Origin of the sequence: Peribacillus sp. NPDC058002 (genome assembly GCF_042886655.1) — a bacterium.
Taxonomy (GTDB): Bacteria; Bacillota; Bacilli; order Bacillales; family DSM-1321; genus Peribacillus; species Peribacillus aracenensis.
In genome coordinates this window covers 16,367-32,753 of record NZ_JBHVQU010000039.1, presented here as the reverse complement: position 1 = coordinate 32,753, position 16,387 = coordinate 16,367, and the positions used below count along the sequence as shown (strand labels likewise).

17 protein-coding genes are annotated in these 16,387 nt (G+C 40.5%); all 17 read right to left on the bottom strand.

The features are described from left to right. Window positions 1–73: 73 nt before the first annotated feature. The 17 genes from frr to fliQ all read right to left on the bottom strand — a co-directional run bounded on the left by frr (window position 74) and on the right by fliQ (window position 16,376). Window positions 74–631, bottom strand: coding sequence for a ribosome recycling factor (gene frr, locus ACFVSH_RS10115; protein ID WP_053534379.1), 558 nt, complete (start codon window positions 629–631; stop codon window positions 74–76). A gap of 3 nt (window positions 632–634) precedes the next feature. Then, window positions 635–1,357, bottom strand: a complete 723-nt coding sequence (pyrH, locus tag ACFVSH_RS10110; protein ID WP_034313639.1) for a UMP kinase — start codon at window positions 1,355–1,357, stop codon at window positions 635–637. 125 nt (window positions 1,358–1,482) lie between these two features. Further along, a complete protein-coding gene (gene tsf, locus ACFVSH_RS10105; protein ID WP_387599942.1) occupies window positions 1,483–2,367 on the bottom strand; it encodes a translation elongation factor Ts in 885 nt (294 codons plus the stop codon). 310 nt (window positions 2,368–2,677) lie between these two features. Beyond that, the gene (gene rpsB, locus ACFVSH_RS10100) at window positions 2,678–3,391 is read right to left on the bottom strand and encodes a 30S ribosomal protein S2 (protein ID WP_387705820.1); all 714 of its coding nucleotides are present in this window, start codon (window positions 3,389–3,391) and stop codon (window positions 2,678–2,680) included. 153 nt (window positions 3,392–3,544) lie between these two features. Then, window positions 3,545–4,177: a hypothetical protein gene (locus ACFVSH_RS10095; protein WP_387705818.1), complete on the bottom strand. Its 633-nt coding sequence runs from the start codon at window positions 4,175–4,177 to the stop codon at window positions 3,545–3,547. 227 nt (window positions 4,178–4,404) lie between these two features. Next, window positions 4,405–5,169 carry a FliA/WhiG family RNA polymerase sigma factor gene (locus ACFVSH_RS10090; protein ID WP_260284271.1) on the bottom strand — a complete coding sequence of 255 codons (765 nt, stop codon included), beginning with the start codon at window positions 5,167–5,169 and terminating at the stop codon, window positions 4,405–4,407. A gap of 125 nt (window positions 5,170–5,294) precedes the next feature. Continuing rightward, on the bottom strand, window positions 5,295–5,798 hold the full coding sequence (locus tag ACFVSH_RS10085; RefSeq protein WP_387599936.1) for a chemotaxis protein CheD: 504 nt from the start codon (window positions 5,796–5,798) through the stop codon (window positions 5,295–5,297). Beyond that, the gene (locus ACFVSH_RS10080; protein ID WP_387599933.1) at window positions 5,791–6,429 is read right to left on the bottom strand and encodes a chemotaxis protein CheC; all 639 of its coding nucleotides are present in this window, start codon (window positions 6,427–6,429) and stop codon (window positions 5,791–5,793) included. Before ACFVSH_RS10080 ends, ACFVSH_RS10085 begins: the two co-directional genes overlap by 8 nt. Before the next feature lie 4 nt (window positions 6,430–6,433). Beyond that, on the bottom strand, window positions 6,434–6,889 hold the full coding sequence (locus ACFVSH_RS10075; protein ID WP_387599930.1) for a chemotaxis protein CheW: 456 nt from the start codon (window positions 6,887–6,889) through the stop codon (window positions 6,434–6,436). A gap of 101 nt (window positions 6,890–6,990) precedes the next feature. Next, window positions 6,991–9,033 (bottom strand): chemotaxis protein CheW, encoded by a 2,043-nt coding sequence (locus ACFVSH_RS10070; RefSeq protein ID WP_387599927.1) that lies wholly within the window; start codon window positions 9,031–9,033, stop codon window positions 6,991–6,993. 21 nt (window positions 9,034–9,054) lie between these two features. Further along, window positions 9,055–10,152 carry a protein-glutamate methylesterase/protein-glutamine glutaminase gene (locus tag ACFVSH_RS10065; RefSeq protein ID WP_387705816.1) on the bottom strand — a complete coding sequence of 366 codons (1,098 nt, stop codon included), beginning with the start codon at window positions 10,150–10,152 and terminating at the stop codon, window positions 9,055–9,057. Between the two features lie 10 nt (window positions 10,153–10,162). Next, the gene (locus tag ACFVSH_RS10060) at window positions 10,163–11,029 is read right to left on the bottom strand and encodes a MinD/ParA family protein (protein WP_387705814.1); all 867 of its coding nucleotides are present in this window, start codon (window positions 11,027–11,029) and stop codon (window positions 10,163–10,165) included. After that, window positions 11,013–12,170, bottom strand: a complete 1,158-nt coding sequence (gene flhF, locus ACFVSH_RS10055; protein WP_387705812.1) for a flagellar biosynthesis GTPase FlhF — start codon at window positions 12,168–12,170, stop codon at window positions 11,013–11,015. Before flhF ends, ACFVSH_RS10060 begins: the two co-directional genes overlap by 17 nt. Further along, complete coding sequence (gene flhA / locus ACFVSH_RS10050) at window positions 12,167–14,203, bottom strand: flagellar biosynthesis protein FlhA (RefSeq protein WP_387705810.1); 2,037 nt, start codon at window positions 14,201–14,203, stop codon at window positions 12,167–12,169. The genes flhF and flhA overlap by 4 nt, the downstream gene beginning before the upstream one ends. A gap of 39 nt (window positions 14,204–14,242) precedes the next feature. Next, window positions 14,243–15,325 (bottom strand): flagellar biosynthesis protein FlhB, encoded by a 1,083-nt coding sequence (gene flhB / locus ACFVSH_RS10045; RefSeq protein ID WP_387705809.1) that lies wholly within the window; start codon window positions 15,323–15,325, stop codon window positions 14,243–14,245. 1 nt (window position 15,326) lies between these two features. Continuing rightward, entirely contained in the window at window positions 15,327–16,103 is a 777-nt protein-coding gene (fliR, locus tag ACFVSH_RS10040) for a flagellar biosynthetic protein FliR (protein WP_387599910.1), read from the bottom strand. Between the two features lie 3 nt (window positions 16,104–16,106). Next, window positions 16,107–16,376: a flagellar biosynthesis protein FliQ gene (gene fliQ, locus ACFVSH_RS10035; RefSeq protein ID WP_101224658.1), complete on the bottom strand. Its 270-nt coding sequence runs from the start codon at window positions 16,374–16,376 to the stop codon at window positions 16,107–16,109. Window positions 16,377–16,387: the final 11 nt, after the last annotated feature.

The following is a 16,387-nucleotide window of genomic DNA, read 5'->3' as shown; positions in this document are numbered from 1 at the left end:
CCTATATGTTAGAACCAAGACATGACCCTGTATGGATTCGGCCCTCTTTATTTAATCAATTCTTCAGCGGAAATTATACTTCCAAAATTTCTTTTTCTTTATCCTTTGTAATTTCATCGATTTTCGTGATATTGCCATCTGTCATCTTTTGGATGTCATCAGCATAGCCACGTAAATCATCTTCAGTGATTTCACCGCTTTTTTCAAGCTTTTTCAAATCATCATTAGCATCTCGACGCACATTACGGACAGCTATTTTCGCTTCTTCCGCTTCTTTTTTCACAACTTTCACAAGCTCTTTTCTACGCTCTTCAGTTAACGCCGGAATGGCTATCCTGATGACCGATCCGTCATTAGAAGGATTTAAGCCTAAGTCTGATTTCAAAATCGCCTTTTCGATTTCACCCAATACCGTTTTATCATATGGTTGAATGACTAATAATCTAGCTTCCGGGACAGAAATGCCAGCCACTTGATTGACTGGTGTCGGCGAACCATAATAATCAATCGAGATTCTATCAAGCAATGAGGCATTTGCCCTTCCGGCACGGATGCTTGCTAATTCACGTGTGTACGCTCCAATGGCTTTTTCCATTTTCGTTTTCGCATTCGAAATAACTTGTTTCGGCATCTTTTATTTCCCCCTTACGATAGTTCCAAGCGTTTCGCCTAAAACGGCCCGTTTAATATTACCTTTTTCCATGATCGAGAAGACGATCAATGGAATATCATTGTCCATGCATAGTGAGGACGCAGTTGAATCCATTACTTCTAACCCTTCTTTAATCACATCAAGATAGGAAAGTTTATCATACTTCACTGCATTTTTGTCCTTTACCGGATCTGCATTGTATACGCCATCCACATTATTCTTCGCCATCAAGATGACATCAGCTTCAATTTCAGCAGCACGCAGGGCGGCAGTGGTATCCGTTGAGAAGTATGGATTACCTGTACCAGCTGCAAAAATCACCACTCTCTTTTTCTCTAGGTGCCTGATTGCACGGCGTCTAATGTATGGTTCTGCGACTTGTCTCATCTCAATGGAAGTTTGCACGCGGGTTTCAATTCCAAGCTGATCAAGGCTGTCTTGTAATGCCAATGAGTTCATGACTGTAGCCAGCATACCCATATAATCGGCATTAGCACGATCCATGCCCATTTCACTGCCTATTTTTCCGCGCCAAATGTTTCCGCCGCCGACAACAACAGCCACTTCCACATCAAGCTCAGCCACTTCCTTGACTTGTTCAGCAATGGATTTAATTACTGCAGGGTTAATTCCAAATCCTTCTTCACCGGCTAATGCTTCGCCACTTAGTTTTAGAACGACACGTTTATATTTAGCGTTACTCATGAGAACCTCCAACTATGTAATCTTTTCATTCGTTCATCATGTTTTCTTGCAATACTACCAAAAATTCATGACATTTCAAAAAATAGGGAACACAAGAGTGTTCCCTATTATTAATTATCTGACAATTAGTCTTTTTTAACTTGATTCATTACTTCTTCAGCAAAGTTTTCTTGACGTTTTTCAAGACCTTCCCCTACTTCATAACGAACGAATGATAGGATTTTTCCACCTTTAGATTCAACGAATTGTCCCACTTTTTGATCAGGATTCTTAACGAAAGCTTGTTCGTTAACACAGATTTCTTCGTAGAATTTATTGATACGTCCTTCAACCATTTTTGCAACGATTTTTTCAGGTTTTCCTTCATTAAGTGCTTGCTGAGTAAGAACTTCGCGTTCGCGTTCTAGTTCGCTGGCATCAACTTGGTCACGAGAGATATATTTAGGGTTAATAGCAGCGATATGCATTGAAACGCCTTTAGCTGCCTCTTCATCAGTTGTACCTTCAAGAACTGATAGTACGCTGATGCGTCCACCCATGTGAAGGTATGCACCAAATGCGTCGTTATCTGTTTTAGAAACGACTTGGAAACGGCGAAGAGTTAATTTTTCCCCGATTTTTGCAACAGCAGCATTGATATGATCTGCAACTTTTGCTCCATTTTCCATTGTTTGCTCAAGAGCTGCTTCAACGCTTGCAGGTTTGTTAGCAAGAAGGAATGAAGCCAATTCTTTAACAAGAATTTGGAAGCCTTCATTTTTAGCAACGAAATCAGTTTCTGAGTTCACTTCAAGAATAACCGCTTGGTTTCCTTCCACAACGATTGAAGTTAAACCTTCAGCAGCAATACGGTCGCCTTTATTAGCAGCTTTTGCAATGCCTTTTTCACGTAGGAAATCGATTGCCTTTTCCATATCGCCTTCTGTTTGTACAAGTGCCTTTTTACAGTCCATCATGCCGGCACCAGTTTTTTCACGCAATTCTTTAACTAATTGTGCAGTGATTGCCATAATATATATCCTCCTCAAATTAAATGCAGTTTATTCAATCTTTACCCATTATTGCCAAAAAATACTTGTTATCATCAAAGAAAATAACAAGCCTTGAGAATTTTTCCTGAAAAAACATCAACTTTTTCAGTCAGTTTGACGGAGCTAAACTAGTTGATGATTTTCATCCCTCAAAAATCGCCCATACCTTTTTAAAAAGACATTCCGTACAGTGATTTTATGTAAGTTCATTTAGTGCAAAAAAAAGGGATAAAAGGCATTATCCTCTTATCACCTTTTTTCTTACTGAATAAGCAACCTTTTTTACTTATTAAGCAGTAGTTGTTTCAGTTGCTGTTTCTTCGCCTTGTTTAGCTTCTAAGATAGCATCTGCCATTTTACCTGTTAATAATTTAACAGCACGGATTGCATCGTCATTCGCAGGAATAACTACATCGATTTCATCCGGATCACAGTTTGTATCAACGATACCAACAAGTGGAATGTGTAATTTGTGTGCTTCCGCAACAGCAATACGCTCTTTGCGAGGGTCGATAACGAAGATCGCATCTGGAAGAGTCTTCATATCTTTAATACCGCCTAAGAATTTTTCTAAGCGATCCCATTCTTTTTTAAGTTGGATAACTTCTTTTTTAGGAAGGACTTCGAAAGTTCCGTTTTCTTCCATTTTTTCGATATCTTTAAGACGAGCGATACGTTTTTGGATTGTTTCAAAGTTTGTTAAAGTTCCACCTAACCAACGTTGGTTCACATAGTACATACCAGAACGGATAGCTTCTTCTTTAACAGATTCTTGAGCTTGCTTTTTAGTTCCGACGAAAAGAACAGTACCACCGCTAGCAGCTAGTTCTTTCACGAAGTTATAAGCTTCTTCAACCTTTTTAACTGTTTTTTGAAGGTCGATGATGTAGATGCCGTTACGCTCAGTGAAGATATATTTCTTCATTTTCGGGTTCCAGCGACGTGTTTGGTGTCCGAAATGCACACCAGCTTCAAGCAATTGTTTCATAGAAATGACTGACATTTTAGTTCCTCCTAAATGGTTTTGTTTTTCCTCCGCACCGATCATTTTCATACAGAAACTGTCGTAACAGCACCATCTGCAAGAATCACGGGGCGTGTGTATTAACACCATTTCATAATATATCATAATGACTCTGTACAATCAAGAGATAACTTATCTATTCTCGCGAAACTTTAGTAATAGCTCTATCTCCGTTTGACCGCGACCTAACTTTTTGGCGATTTCCTCTACTGAATTCCCTTGATCCGCTAACATATCCACTTTTTCATTCAATGACCATTCATTTAACGAAGCCTGCAGCATGCCCGAAAATTCCATGCCAGCCGGCTTCCCCTCGTTTTGAGGGGAAGTGGCTGCCGATGAAAGCTCCAATTTGTCCTCGACTTTTACGGGTAGAGCATTGGCCTCATTTTCTTCAGGCACTATTTTATAAGCGTTAATCGCCTTCATTTTAGCTGCGGCACGATTTCCCTCTTCATACTTACTGTTTTGTTCTTGTTTTTCATCTTTATCATCCTTTGTTTCCTTGTTTGAACCATGTTCTTTTTCTTTGTGTCCATGATCGTGATTCATAGCCACCGAATTGGTGACTGCCTTTACCAATGTCTCGTTGTCCTCTTTCATCTCCATTAAATAACCTGACAAAAGTTGTTCCATTTCCCCAATGATGGCTTTTTGGTCTTTTTCCAACTTACTTAAACGATTTTGGCGAAGATATAAAACGATGATGGCGAAAATGGTGAATATGTTTAATACAAACAACAGAAATATAAAAAACGCTGACATGTTGCCTCCTATTAACCGGAATAGTCAATCCTGTTACCCTAATACGGATGGGGATCTTTTTTCACTGTTGTTTTTCCTTGATTACTTTCTCTATGCTTGAAAAAGTACAGTTCGAACATTCTGTGATTTCGAGACATTTATTGATCCGGGTACCCGTAAGAATTTTTTCAAGTTGACATATAGGGGCTTTCTTCTTTCTCCAAAGCCCTCTTCAAAAAAAATCATGATTAAATCTTTTGATCTTGCATCGTGTTTCTTAATTTATATATCGCTTTCGAGTGAATTTGGGATATCCGGGAAGTAGATAAGCTCATCACTTGTCCGATTTCGGTTAATGTTAGTTCTTCCTTATAAAAAAGCTGTAAAACCAACTGTTCTTTTTCATTAAGCGTTTCTATGACTTTGGCTAATTCCACATACAGTTCTTCCCTTAACACATGTTCCTCAGGTAAATCCGCCTTTTCATCTTTAATATGAAAATTCGCGCTTTCTTTATCGTCCTCTTGGGGATTTTCATCAATTGATAGTACATTGGCAAAGAAATTCTCATTTAATGCAGCATATACTTCATCTTCCGGGATATTCAATTCAGCGGCAATCTCATTTGGCGAAAGGTTCCTCATGTATTGCTGCTCCAGCCTTTCTATTGCAGATTCAATTTTCTTGGCTTTATCTCTTGCACTCCGTGGAAGCCAATCCTCTTTCCTTAATCCATCTAAAATAGCACCACGGATTCTAAAAGATGCATATGTGTCAAACTTCAGGTCGCGCTTCGTATCAAAGCGCTCCAGGGCATCGAATAACCCCATCATCCCTAAACTCCTTATATCATCCCGGCTCACATTTTTAGGAAGACTTACCGAAATACGTTGAACATGATACGATACGAGAGGTATGTATTTCTTTACCAAAATGTCCCCGGCCAGCGGATCTCTGCAATCCACCCAATTTTTCCAACATAACTGCTCTTCTTCGATGGTCAGATGAGACATTGGACATCCTCCTAACATTGTTATATGATTTGTGATCAAAACGGCCCCTAGAGCCATAAATGCATTAATGGTTCAGTAGCAAGTGCACCTGTCATATTTTTGGCTTTTCAAAAGCCATTCCGATCCTATATGTTTTTAGTTCCTTTAGTAACGGTACGAATTTTTAGCAAACAATCATTAAAATTGAATTCGATCGTTCTTCCGCTATTCCCGCCAACGTCTTCGGCAACGATTCTAATCCGCAAGTCAGATAACTCTTTCCGGACAGCTTCCACATTCCGGGGTCCTATCCTCATTAAAGCCCCTCCTGAGGCAAATTGAAACATTTGCGCTCCGCCAGCCAACTTCGCTTTTAGGAAAGGCATTCTTGCGCCTTCTTTCACTAAGATCTGCACTAATTCCTTAATGGCCGTATCTGCAAATTTGGCAATGTTGATCTGTCCCGATTTACTGAGTGAAGAGTCAGGCAGCATGATATGGGCCAAACCTGCAATTTCTTTTTTTTCATCATAAATCACGACACCAACACACGACCCCAACCCGGAAGTACGAATCGTATAGGGAGGTTTTATTATATTCATATCCGCTATTCCAACCTTAACAACCTGGTCCTTTATCAATTCAGTCATTAGGTGATACTCCTAAAGCGGAAAAAATGATATCAAGAAATTCGGGATCAGGTAATAGAAAGAAATGACCATTAATGGAGTCATCAAAAAGTTGGTCTTTTTCAAGTACTGTATCAATGACGATGGCTGCGTCACTTACTTGAGATAATTCCAATAATCCATAACTGATCGTTGCCCCTACCATATCGATGCTCAAGGAAGGAACGGATGGATGGATATTCAATCGGGTGAAATCAGAAAGGGAAGAGAGATAGGATCCCGCTAAAATATTCCCTAACTCCTGAAGGCAAGAGAGTGCCAATTCATTATAGGGTGCTGAATCTATTAAAAAGGTCACATCACCAGTCATCTTACGAATCAAGTATTCAGCTACGGGTAGCGAAAGGATAAAAAACATACTCCCTGAAGCATCACCTTCCATTCTAAGGAAAACGCTGGCAACGACGTGATCGGCCCCGCCAGCCATTTCCATCATTTCATCAAAGGAAACGATTCGGACATTAGGAACATTCATAGCAATTTTCCTATTAAGGATGGCAGAAAGCGCGGTTGCTGCGTTCCCTGCACCTATATTACCGATTTCCTTCAAAATATCGAGTTGAAGAGGGTTGATTTTCTCAATGAATGACATATGATTATCCTTCTCTTAACATATTTTCAGTCATTTCTAGACTTAAGGCCTTCTCCAAATTAATTAGGACGAGCAGTCGCTTCTCAATTTTAGCCACTCCGCTAATATATTCTGAAGCTGAATGTCCCACAATTTCAGGCTGAGGTTCGATACTTTCCACGGGAATATCCAAAACATCATTGGCAGAGTCCACTATTAGCCCCACTTCCATATCATCCAGAATGACGACGATAATCCTTGTTGACTCATCGTATTCCACCTCTTCGAAACCAAAACGAACCCGTAAATCAATAATTGGAGTGATTACACCCCTTAAATTTATGACTCCCTTAACAAATTTTACAGCCTTTGGAACTCTTGTAATATGCAGAAGCTTTTCGATACCACTGACCTTATCCACTGGAATTGCATATTCTTTATCCTTAATTTGAAATACAATAACTTTCATATCCTCCGACATCTATTCCCCTCCTTTAAAAAAACTCATGATGATTGTAAAGCTTTGATACGAATCGGCACGGTCGAACCAACGCCCCGTTACCCTGCCCATTTATCTATCATTCAATGAATCAATGTGTTGCAATCTATGATTAAAGCAACTTGCCCATCACCAAGTATCGTTGCCCCGGAAATTGCAAATGCACTAGTTAAATAATTACCTAGTGACTTCAGAACGATTTCCAGCTGCCCGATAAATGAATCAACGACTAACCCTGCTAATTTATCACCTTTTCTTACAATGACCACAGAGAGGGACTCTTCTTCTTCCTGACTGATAGGAACTTCGAATATATCTTTCAAGAACAGAAGCGGTAGGACCTTCCCCCTGTAATCAATAACTTGTTGATTATGGGCATTCATGATATCTGCTTTTTTTATTATTGCTGTTTCAATAATGGAAGAAAGCGGTATGGCATATTTTTCATTTTGGATTGCAACCAGCATGACAGAAATAATGGACAATGTAAGCGGAAGTTGAATAAGGAAGATGGATCCTTCATTCTCTTTGGAATCGATCGTGACAGATCCACCGAGGGACTCAATAGTATTTTTAACCACATCGAGCCCCACACCCCGTCCCGATACATCTGAAATGGTTTCCGCTGTTGAAAAACCAGAAGCGAAAATCAATTCATAGATTTGCTTATCCGTTAGGGTGGCGGCAGTTTCCTTAGTTAATATCCCATTGGATAGGGCCTTGTTCAAGACTCGATCTTTATTAATGCCTGCGCCGTCATCCTCGATTTCAATGAAAACATGATTACCGCTGTGATATGCCTTTAAGAGGATTTTACCTTCTTCATTCTTTCCTTTAGCTAAACGTTCTTCAGTTGTTTCAATTCCATGATCCATGGCGTTTCTTATTAAATGGACGAGTGGATCACCGATTTCATCAATGACTGTACGATCAAGTTCCGTTTCGGCACCGTTGATTTCCAAATTGACTTTCTTGTTTAAATCCCTTGCCAATTGACGAACCATTTTAGGAAAACGATTGAATACAGTTTCCACGGGCACCATCCGCATGTTCAATACGATTGTTTGTAAATCACTTGTTATACGGGACATTCTTTCTACTGTTTCATGCAATTCTTGATTATCCAAATCACTGGAAATTTGATCAAGTCTGCCTCTATCGATTACTAATTCCTCGAATAAATTCATTAATATATCAAGCCGCTCAATGTTCACCCGAATGGTCTTGCTTGATGCCGGCTTGACGGGAGCCTGTTTTTTCTTATCATCGTTATCAGTTGGAAGCAAGACATCATTTGACTCTTGTTTTAGAATTCCAGTAACATTATCCTCGTTAGATTTAGCTTCATGCCGCATGCATTCTAGATCAAGTGCATTTACAACAACTTGATCCACTTCGGTAACCTTCATGATTTTTTTCTTTATCTCTTCACCCGATTCTGTTGTTACCATCGTGACCGTAAATTGCTGATCGAATTGCTCTTCTTCCAAAAGTTCGACGGGTGGGTGGGACTTGATTACTTCACCTGACTTTTCAAGCACTTCGAAAACCATAAAAACACGGGCAGCTTTTAAAAGACAGTCCTCACGCAACCCTATCGAAATTTCGAAGCTGTTGAAGCCTTGATCCTTTGACTGTTGAAGTACTGTCCATTCAAATTCATCGTACTCTCCCGCAATCATTTCCTTCTTTTCCAGGACGGCAGAAGCTGCTGCAATCTCTGCATTGGTGGAAGAAAAGGGCGACTCCCCTTTTTCAATCATTTCCAGCTGATGGACAACATCCTTCACATTTCTTTTTCCATCTCCACCTTCAGCAATGGACATGACCATTGCTTCTAAATCATCAACCGCTAAAAATATCACATCAAACAATTCAGGCGAAAGGGCGATTTGGCTGTTTCGAATCGCATCCAGCACATTCTCCATTTTATGAGTTAAGTTGGCTAGATCCTCATACCCCATAGTTGCCGACATCCCTTTTAAGGTATGGGCGGAACGAAAGATTTCGTTTACGATCGAGAGGTCTTCCGGGTTCTTTTCGAGTACCAGCAACTGTTCGCTGCACGTTTGAAGATGTTCTTTACTTTCCTCTATAAATACCTCTAAATATTGATTCATATCCATACAATCTCACACCTCCACGTGTTAACAATAGCTTATTATCGCTTTAGCTATTTCTTCTACATCCTCTACGCTATCTATTAACTTGGTATTGATTGCCGCTTTAGGCATACCAAAAACGATTGATGTCTCCTGTGATTCGGCTATCGCTTTTAAAGGACCCTTTTGTTTAAGATTCGAAAGCCCTCTCGACCCGTCCTTTCCCATCCCGGTCATGATAACGGCTATTTTCGCAGAATCATTCATTTCACTTACCGATTCAAATAGCACATCAACCGACGGGCGATGTCCATGACGCACTTCGGATTTATCCAAAAGGATTGCCCAGCTCATCCCGACCTTCTTCACTTTCAAGTGAAAACCTCCAGGTGCGATGTAGGCGATACCTTTTTGTATCAGTTCTCCCTCTTCAGCTTCCTTCACTTTAATCTTGCATAATGAATTCAGGCGTGTTGCCAAGGATTTTGTGAATCCGGGGGGCATATGCTGGACAATGAGTATGGGCGCATCAATTTCTTCTGGGAGTCCTGTCAAGACTGTCTGCAGAGCTCTCGGGCCTCCTGTTGATGTGCCGATAACGATTATCTTCTTATATCCATAGGACCATTTTTTTATATCTTTTTCACTTTTAGGCATATCCATTGAATCTATTTTACTATATTTTCCCCAAACGGATGGGCCTCTTTCAATATTTTTTGCATTTTTTTCTAGTTTGTGAACATTTGCCCTGCTGGCAGCCATAACTTTTTCATGGAGTTCTTTCTTGATTTTATGTAAATCCAATGAAATGGCTCCCGAAGGCTTAGCCACAAAGTCAAAGGCTCCACTGTTCATGGCGGCAAATGTATTTTCCGTTCCTTTTTTCGTGGTGCTTGATAACATGACTACAGCGGTCGGACATTCATTCATAATCCGGTTTAATGCTTCCAATCCGTCCATAATCGGCATTTCCACATCCAAAGTCACGACATTGGGTTTTAAAGCCTTTATTTTGTCAATGGCATCTCTTCCATTCCTGGCAGTCCCGATGACTTCCACCCTGCTATCTTCTGCTAAAAACTCTGAAATTAACTTTCTCATAAACGCAGAATCGTCCACTATCAGCACTTTTACTTTACCCATATAAGGAGACCTACTTTCCAAAAAAATATCTCTTCATATTTTGGAGGAAATGACTTTTTTGCAAAGTCAATTCTTCCCCAAATGAATGATTTGCATATCTTGAAGCAATGTCCAAAATGGCTTTGGATACATCGGCTTCAGAATCGAAAAGGAGAAAGGGCATTTGTTTGGTAACAGATTTGGGTACGGTTCTATCATCTGGCAAGTACCCTAGAGCTACAGTTGCCAGTCCCAAAAATTTCACTAGTGCATTTTGGAGCCGCTTAATCGTTTCCTTGCCGTCCTTACTCGTGAAAACCCGATTGCAAACTAGGAACAATGGAATCTCTTTATTTACTGAATGGATATATTTCATTGCGGAGTATGCATCCATGATAGAAGTTGGTTCAGGCGTCGTGATAACGACTAATTCATCCACACATAACAGGAATTTCATGGAATCCTTAGTGATGCCTGCTCCCATATCAAATAATATATAATCGTAATTCGCCAACAATAAACTGAATTCTTCATTAAAACGGGTATACTGATCTTCATCAAGTGAAAAGAGATCCGTCAACCCTGTACCACCTGTAATGATTGAAATATTTCCCGGTCCTGACATGATGATATCCTTCAAACTACAATCTTTTTCAAAAAAATCAATAATACTGCAGGGAGAGTATTCACCTATCAAAATATCAATATTCCCCATACCGATATCCATATCGAACAACAGTACCTTTTTGCCTCTTTGGGATAAGGCAATGGAAAAATTCAAAGTAAAGTTTGATTTTCCCACTCCACCTTTACCGCTTAAAACGGCAATCGTTTTGGCCATTGATTTATTTTGGCGGGCTTCCAATCTTTTTCGTAAATTCTCAGCTTGATCTTTCATATTTTTTAGCCCCGATAGCCATTTTCAATAGCTGTGATGATGTAGCTATTTCAATATCGTCTGGCACATTCTGTCCATCTGTTATATAGGCCGCTCCCAATTTATGAGTGTGTATAAAATTAAATATCGGTCCGAAAGTGGAGGTTTCGTCCGCTTTTGTAAAAATCACCTGTTTAATCGGTATGCTAGCAAACTGTCGGTAAATATCTTCCATATCCTTTTGTTTGGAAGTCAATGACAACACTAAATAGGTTTCCATCTCATCAGTAAAATGGATGATTTCATTAAGATCCTTAACATATTGCGGGTTACGGAAATTCCTTCCTGCCGTATCAATAAAAACATTATCGTAATGGGAGAAGCGTTCAGCCGCTCTTTTGAAGTCTTCCAGGTTATAAGCGACTTCAATGGGAACGTTTAGAATCTTGGCATATGTCTTAAGTTGATCTATTGCAGCGATCCTGTACGTATCCGTCGTAATGAAAGCCACCTTTTTATCATGCTTCAACATGGTTTCCGCAGCTATTTTTGCCAGGGTCGTTGTCTTTCCCACACCTGTTGGACCAACAATATTAATATACTTTTTTTGCAGCCCATTTTTTCCATTTTCGACCTTTTCCAAAATCGCGAGCATGGCTTCTTCCAACCAAGCTTGAACCTCTTCATCAGTGGATTGCCGTTTAAAAACGAACCATTTTTCAAGCAGTTCATCCATGATTTGGCACCGAAGTGATATATCCACTTCCTGCTCGGTTAGGTATTCATGGACTTTCTGCAGTTTCCCCGGATATTTTCTATCAAGTGAATAGGTTTGCAAACTCTTTATCATATCTTTCAAACCTTCGATTTCTTTTACTAGGTCAGCACTTTCCCTATTGCCTCCATTAGGCTCAGGGGCATGACTTGCCACTTCCAGCTTTGATGGCAACTTCTTCGACTTTTGTTTGGTTACGGTTTGGACAGGCTGTGGCACTGGGTCTATGGCTGCAATGACTTCAATATTCCTCTTTTTGAATAATCCTAAGAAACCACCAGTATATACAGCCTTTGAACTTAAGATTACCGCATCACTGCCTAGTTCCTCCCTTATTCGCTTCATTGCCTCGTTCATTGATGGTGCCAAATATTTCTTTACCTTCAATCGAAATTCACCATCCCTACACTTTGTACTTCTACATTCGACTCAAGTTCATTGTATGAAAGAATCGGTACATTAGGAAAATATCGTTCAGTTAATTGCCGGGCATACATCCTTACTGCTGGAGAACAGAGTAAGATCGGTTGGTGATCCATTAGGGTCAGCTCTTCCAATTTGGCTGCAATTGCCTCCAATATGGATTGCGATATAGTTGGATCCAATGATAAAAAATTACCATGTTCGGTTTGCTGTACACCATCCGCGATGGTCTTTTCCACTTTCCCCGATAATGTTATGACTTTAATTCTATTTTCATCCGAAAGAAAAGAATTCGTGATTTGCCTGGCTAAATTCTGCCTTACATATTCAGTAAGCAAATCTGTATCAGTCGATAACTTGCCATAATCAGCAAGTGTTTCAAAAATGATCGGTAAGTTCCTTATTGAAACTTTTTCCTTCAATAATTTTGCCAATACCTTTTGTACATCTCCTATGGACAAGGGGTTCGGAGTGACTTCCTCTACTAGTATAGGTGCCGATTCGTGGAGATGATCGATCAATTGTTTCGTTTCCTGCCTGCCCAATAATTCATGCGCATTGGCCTTTATCACTTCCGTCAAGTGAGTGGATACAACACTTGGCGGGTCCACAACTGTATAACCCAACATCTCAGCATGTTCTTTCATATCATCCGTGATCCACTTGGCCGGTAAACCGAAAGACGGTTCTATCGTATCGATTCCTTCCATTGAATCATCCTCCATCCCTGGACTCATGGCCAAGAAATGATTTAGGAGCAATTCCCCCTTGGCCATGACGCTTCCTTTAATCTTCAGCCGATATTCATTGGGATTCAACTGAATGTTGTCACGTATTCTGACGACAGGGATCACGAGTCCCAATTCAATTGCAAGCTGCCTGCGGATCATGACGACCCTGTCCAGCAGGTCTCCCCCTTGATTGGCATCCGCAAGCGGAATCAATCCATATCCAAACTCAAATTCGATCGGGTCGACACTTAAAAGGTTAACAACGCTTTCTGGACTTTTCATTTCATCGGTTTCCAACACTTCTTCCATTTCTTGTATTTCACTTTCGTCCTGCTTTGGTATTCTTGAAATTGTATACCCTCCAACGACTAATAAAGCAGCGATCGGAATCGTGAATAGGTCGGAAATGGGAGTGAATAAACCTAAAAGGAAAATGGTTGCAGCTGTCAGGTAAAGCATTTTGGGAAATTGGAATAACTGTTCAACAATATCCGCTCCGAGGTTTCCATTCGAGGCTGCCCGGGTTACGACAATACCCGTAGCTGTAGAAATCAATAAAGCAGGTACCTGACTCACGATACCGTCACCAACCGATAACATGGAAAAATGGACGGCTGCTTCTCCAAAGCTCATGTCCAATTGCATGACGCCGATAATCATACCGAAAATCAAGTTTATGATGACAATGATGATGCCCGCTATGGCATCCCCTTTAACAAACTTACTCGCTCCATCCATGGATCCATAAAAGTCTGCTTCGTTACTGATCTTTTCCCTTCTGCCACGTGCTTCGTTTTCGGAGATCATCCCAGCATTCAAATCTGCATCTATGGCCATCTGTTTCCCTGGCATCGCGTCCAGCGTAAACCTTGCCGCTACCTCCGAGACCCGTTCGGAGCCTTTGGTGATGACGATGAAATTGATGATGACCAAAATGATGAATACAACTAATCCTACAAGCACGTTACCGCCGACTACAAACGACCCAAAGGTTTCTACAACTCCTCCAGCATCACCATAGGTCAAAATGGCACGAGTCGTCGAAACATTCAACCCCAGCCTGAACAATGTCAGTAAAAGGAGCAAGGAAGGAAAGATTGAAAATTCGAGAGGTTCTTTCATATTCATCGTAGTCAATAGAACCAGCAACGCAAGAGAGATATTTAAAAGGAGTAAAATACTTAACAACCATGTTGGCAATGGAATGACCAACATGGTAACGATCATGATGACGCTTGATATAACAACTAAATCTCTTGCTCGCATGTTTTTCTCTCCTAACTAGCGGGTTACCCTATTACTTCTTTACAGTTTACCTTTGGTTTTATATACAAAGGCCAGTATTTCAGCGACCGCCTTAAAGAACTCTTCAGGTATCGCCCGGCCTAACTCAGCCTGATCATATAATGACCTGGCCAAAGGCCGATTTTCCACCATGGCCACATCGTTTTCTTTAGCAATGAATTTAATTTTCTGAGCAACAAAATCAACGCCTTTTGCCACTACGTACGGAGCCTCAGCTTTTTCTTCATCATATTTTAAAGCAATAGCAAAATGCGTCGGGTTAGTGATGACGACATCCGCATTGGGAATTTCCTGCATCATTCTTTGCGCGGCCATCTGCCTTTGCTTTTGCTTTATCTTGGATTTGATGAGCGGGTCCCCTTCGGAATTTTTATACTCATCCTTAATATCCTGTTTGGACATCCGGATGTTTTTTTCAAAGTCATATTTTTGGTACAAATAGTCTAATAGAGCAATGAACAATAAAGCCACGGCAGCATAAAACCCTACTTTAATCGTAATATCCGCCAATGTTGCCATCGCTTCTTCCACAGAAATCTGTGATAAAATCATAATCTCGTCCATGCGCTGCCATAGTACATAAAAGGCAACAAAACCAACAAATGATATTTTAAGGATGGATTTCAATAATTCAACGATGGCCCTCATTGAAAAAATACGTTTGAATCCCTTAATGGGATCCAATTTATCCAGTTTGAACTGAATGGATTCAGTCGAAAACAAAAAACCGATTTGCATGACATTAGCCAATATCCCAGCCACTATCGCTGCTGCGAAAACGGGTCCCAGGATAAGGCCCATCTCCTTTAAAACCTCAATCATGATAATTTGCATATTCTCCTCACTGAATCCAGTCAAGGTAAAATGTTGCAGATATTCTTTCATGAGACCGAGCAGATGATTATACATGTATGGTCCCATAAGCAATAGCACAGAAAACACTGCAATTAAATTCACAGAGGTATTTACATCCTGACTCTTTGCCACCTGACCTTTTTTCTTCGAATCCTGACGTTTTTTGGGAGTCGCCTTTTCGGTCTTCTCTCCAGCGAAAAACTGTAAATCCAGCTGAAGCCACTCCATATCAAACGCCTCCTATCAACTGCATTAGTTGACGCATGGTCAAAAGCAAAAAATTGAAGAGTTGTGTTACAACTGTCATCATCATCCCCATTACCAGTATGATAACCGCTAAGCCGGCAATGATTTTCACTGGGATCCCGACAACGAACACATTTAATTGAGGGACCGTCCTGGCAAGGATCCCTAACGTGACATCCACTAAGAAAATACTTCCCACTACAGGTATGGACATTTGAAAAGCAATCATGAAAGCTCTGCTGAAAGCTTTGGCCAAATATTCTATCAGTGTATGATCTCCGAATGGTACAAATAATTGGTCAATCGGGATGAACTGGTAACTATAAAAAATTCCATCCAAAAGCAAATGGTGGCCGTTCGTACTCAATAGGAATAATAAAGCGATTGTATAAAGGTATTGTCCCATCAGCGGGCTTTGTGCCCCCGTTTGGGGATCGATGACATTCGCAATTGAAAAACCCATTTGAAAATCAATCAATCCTCCAGCGATTTGCACGGCCGATAAAATCATATAAGCGGCAAACCCGATGAAAAGCCCAACCAGCGCTTCCTTCATGATCAATAAATAAAATGTGACATCCAATACCAGAACCGGGGCATCAATGGTATAGTACATGATCCAGGCAAGGAAGATTCCAAGCCCTACCCGATGTTGTACCGGTATTGAACGGTAAGAAAAAATCGGCATGGCCACGAAAAACGTAGTGACCCGTACCACAATTAATAAAAAGGCGGGAAAGTGCGGAAATAGTTCCTCCATGTCCTACCCTACAAATCGATTCAAATTACCGAATATTTCATTTGCGTATGATAATAGGTGGCTCAGCATCCATGGAGCCAATAAAATGAGTCCCAATAAGACTGCCACGATTTTTGGAACAAATGCCAAGGTTTGTTCCTGAATCTGTGTAGTCGCCTGAAAGATGCTTACTAGTAGTCCTACTATAAGAGCGATGACCATCAATGGGCCAGCGATAATCAATACCATATAAATTCCTTTTTCTGCTATATCAATAACAAAATCTGCACTCATTTTTTCTCACC

Excerpts from the sequence above, each read along its gene's own strand:
- frr (WP_053534379.1), bottom strand. The coding sequence starts at position 631 with ATGCCGAAACAAGTTATTTCGAATGCGAAAACGAAAATGGAAAAAGCC.
- pyrH (WP_034313639.1), bottom strand. The coding sequence starts at position 1,357 with ATGAGTAACGCTAAATATAAACGTGTCGTTCTAAAACTAAGTGGCGAA.
- tsf (WP_387599942.1), bottom strand. The coding sequence starts at position 2,367 with ATGGCAATCACTGCACAATTAGTTAAAGAATTGCGTGAAAAAACTGGT.
- rpsB (WP_387705820.1), bottom strand. The coding sequence starts at position 3,391 with ATGTCAGTCATTTCTATGAAACAATTGCTTGAAGCTGGTGTGCATTTC.
- ACFVSH_RS10095 (WP_387705818.1), bottom strand. The coding sequence starts at position 4,177 with ATGTCAGCGTTTTTTATATTTCTGTTGTTTGTATTAAACATATTCACC.
- ACFVSH_RS10090 (WP_260284271.1), bottom strand. The coding sequence starts at position 5,169 with ATGTCTCATCTGACCATCGAAGAAGAGCAGTTATGTTGGAAAAATTGG.
- ACFVSH_RS10085 (WP_387599936.1), bottom strand. The coding sequence starts at position 5,798 with ATGACTGAATTGATAAAGGACCAGGTTGTTAAGGTTGGAATAGCGGAT.
- ACFVSH_RS10080 (WP_387599933.1), bottom strand. The coding sequence starts at position 6,429 with ATGTCATTCATTGAGAAAATCAACCCTCTTCAACTCGATATTTTGAAG.
- ACFVSH_RS10075 (WP_387599930.1), bottom strand. The coding sequence starts at position 6,889 with ATGTCGGAGGATATGAAAGTTATTGTATTTCAAATTAAGGATAAAGAA.
- ACFVSH_RS10070 (WP_387599927.1), bottom strand. The coding sequence starts at position 9,033 with ATGGATATGAATCAATATTTAGAGGTATTTATAGAGGAAAGTAAAGAA.
- ACFVSH_RS10065 (WP_387705816.1), bottom strand. The coding sequence starts at position 10,152 with ATGGGTAAAGTAAAAGTGCTGATAGTGGACGATTCTGCGTTTATGAGA.
- ACFVSH_RS10060 (WP_387705814.1), bottom strand. The coding sequence starts at position 11,029 with ATGAAAGATCAAGCTGAGAATTTACGAAAAAGATTGGAAGCCCGCCAA.
- flhA (WP_387705810.1), bottom strand. The coding sequence starts at position 14,203 with ATGCGAGCAAGAGATTTAGTTGTTATATCAAGCGTCATCATGATCGTT.
- flhB (WP_387705809.1), bottom strand. The coding sequence starts at position 15,325 with ATGGAGTGGCTTCAGCTGGATTTACAGTTTTTCGCTGGAGAGAAGACC.
- fliR (WP_387599910.1), bottom strand. The coding sequence starts at position 16,103 with ATGGAGGAACTATTTCCGCACTTTCCCGCCTTTTTATTAATTGTGGTA.
- fliQ (WP_101224658.1), bottom strand. The coding sequence starts at position 16,376 with ATGAGTGCAGATTTTGTTATTGATATAGCAGAAAAAGGAATTTATATG.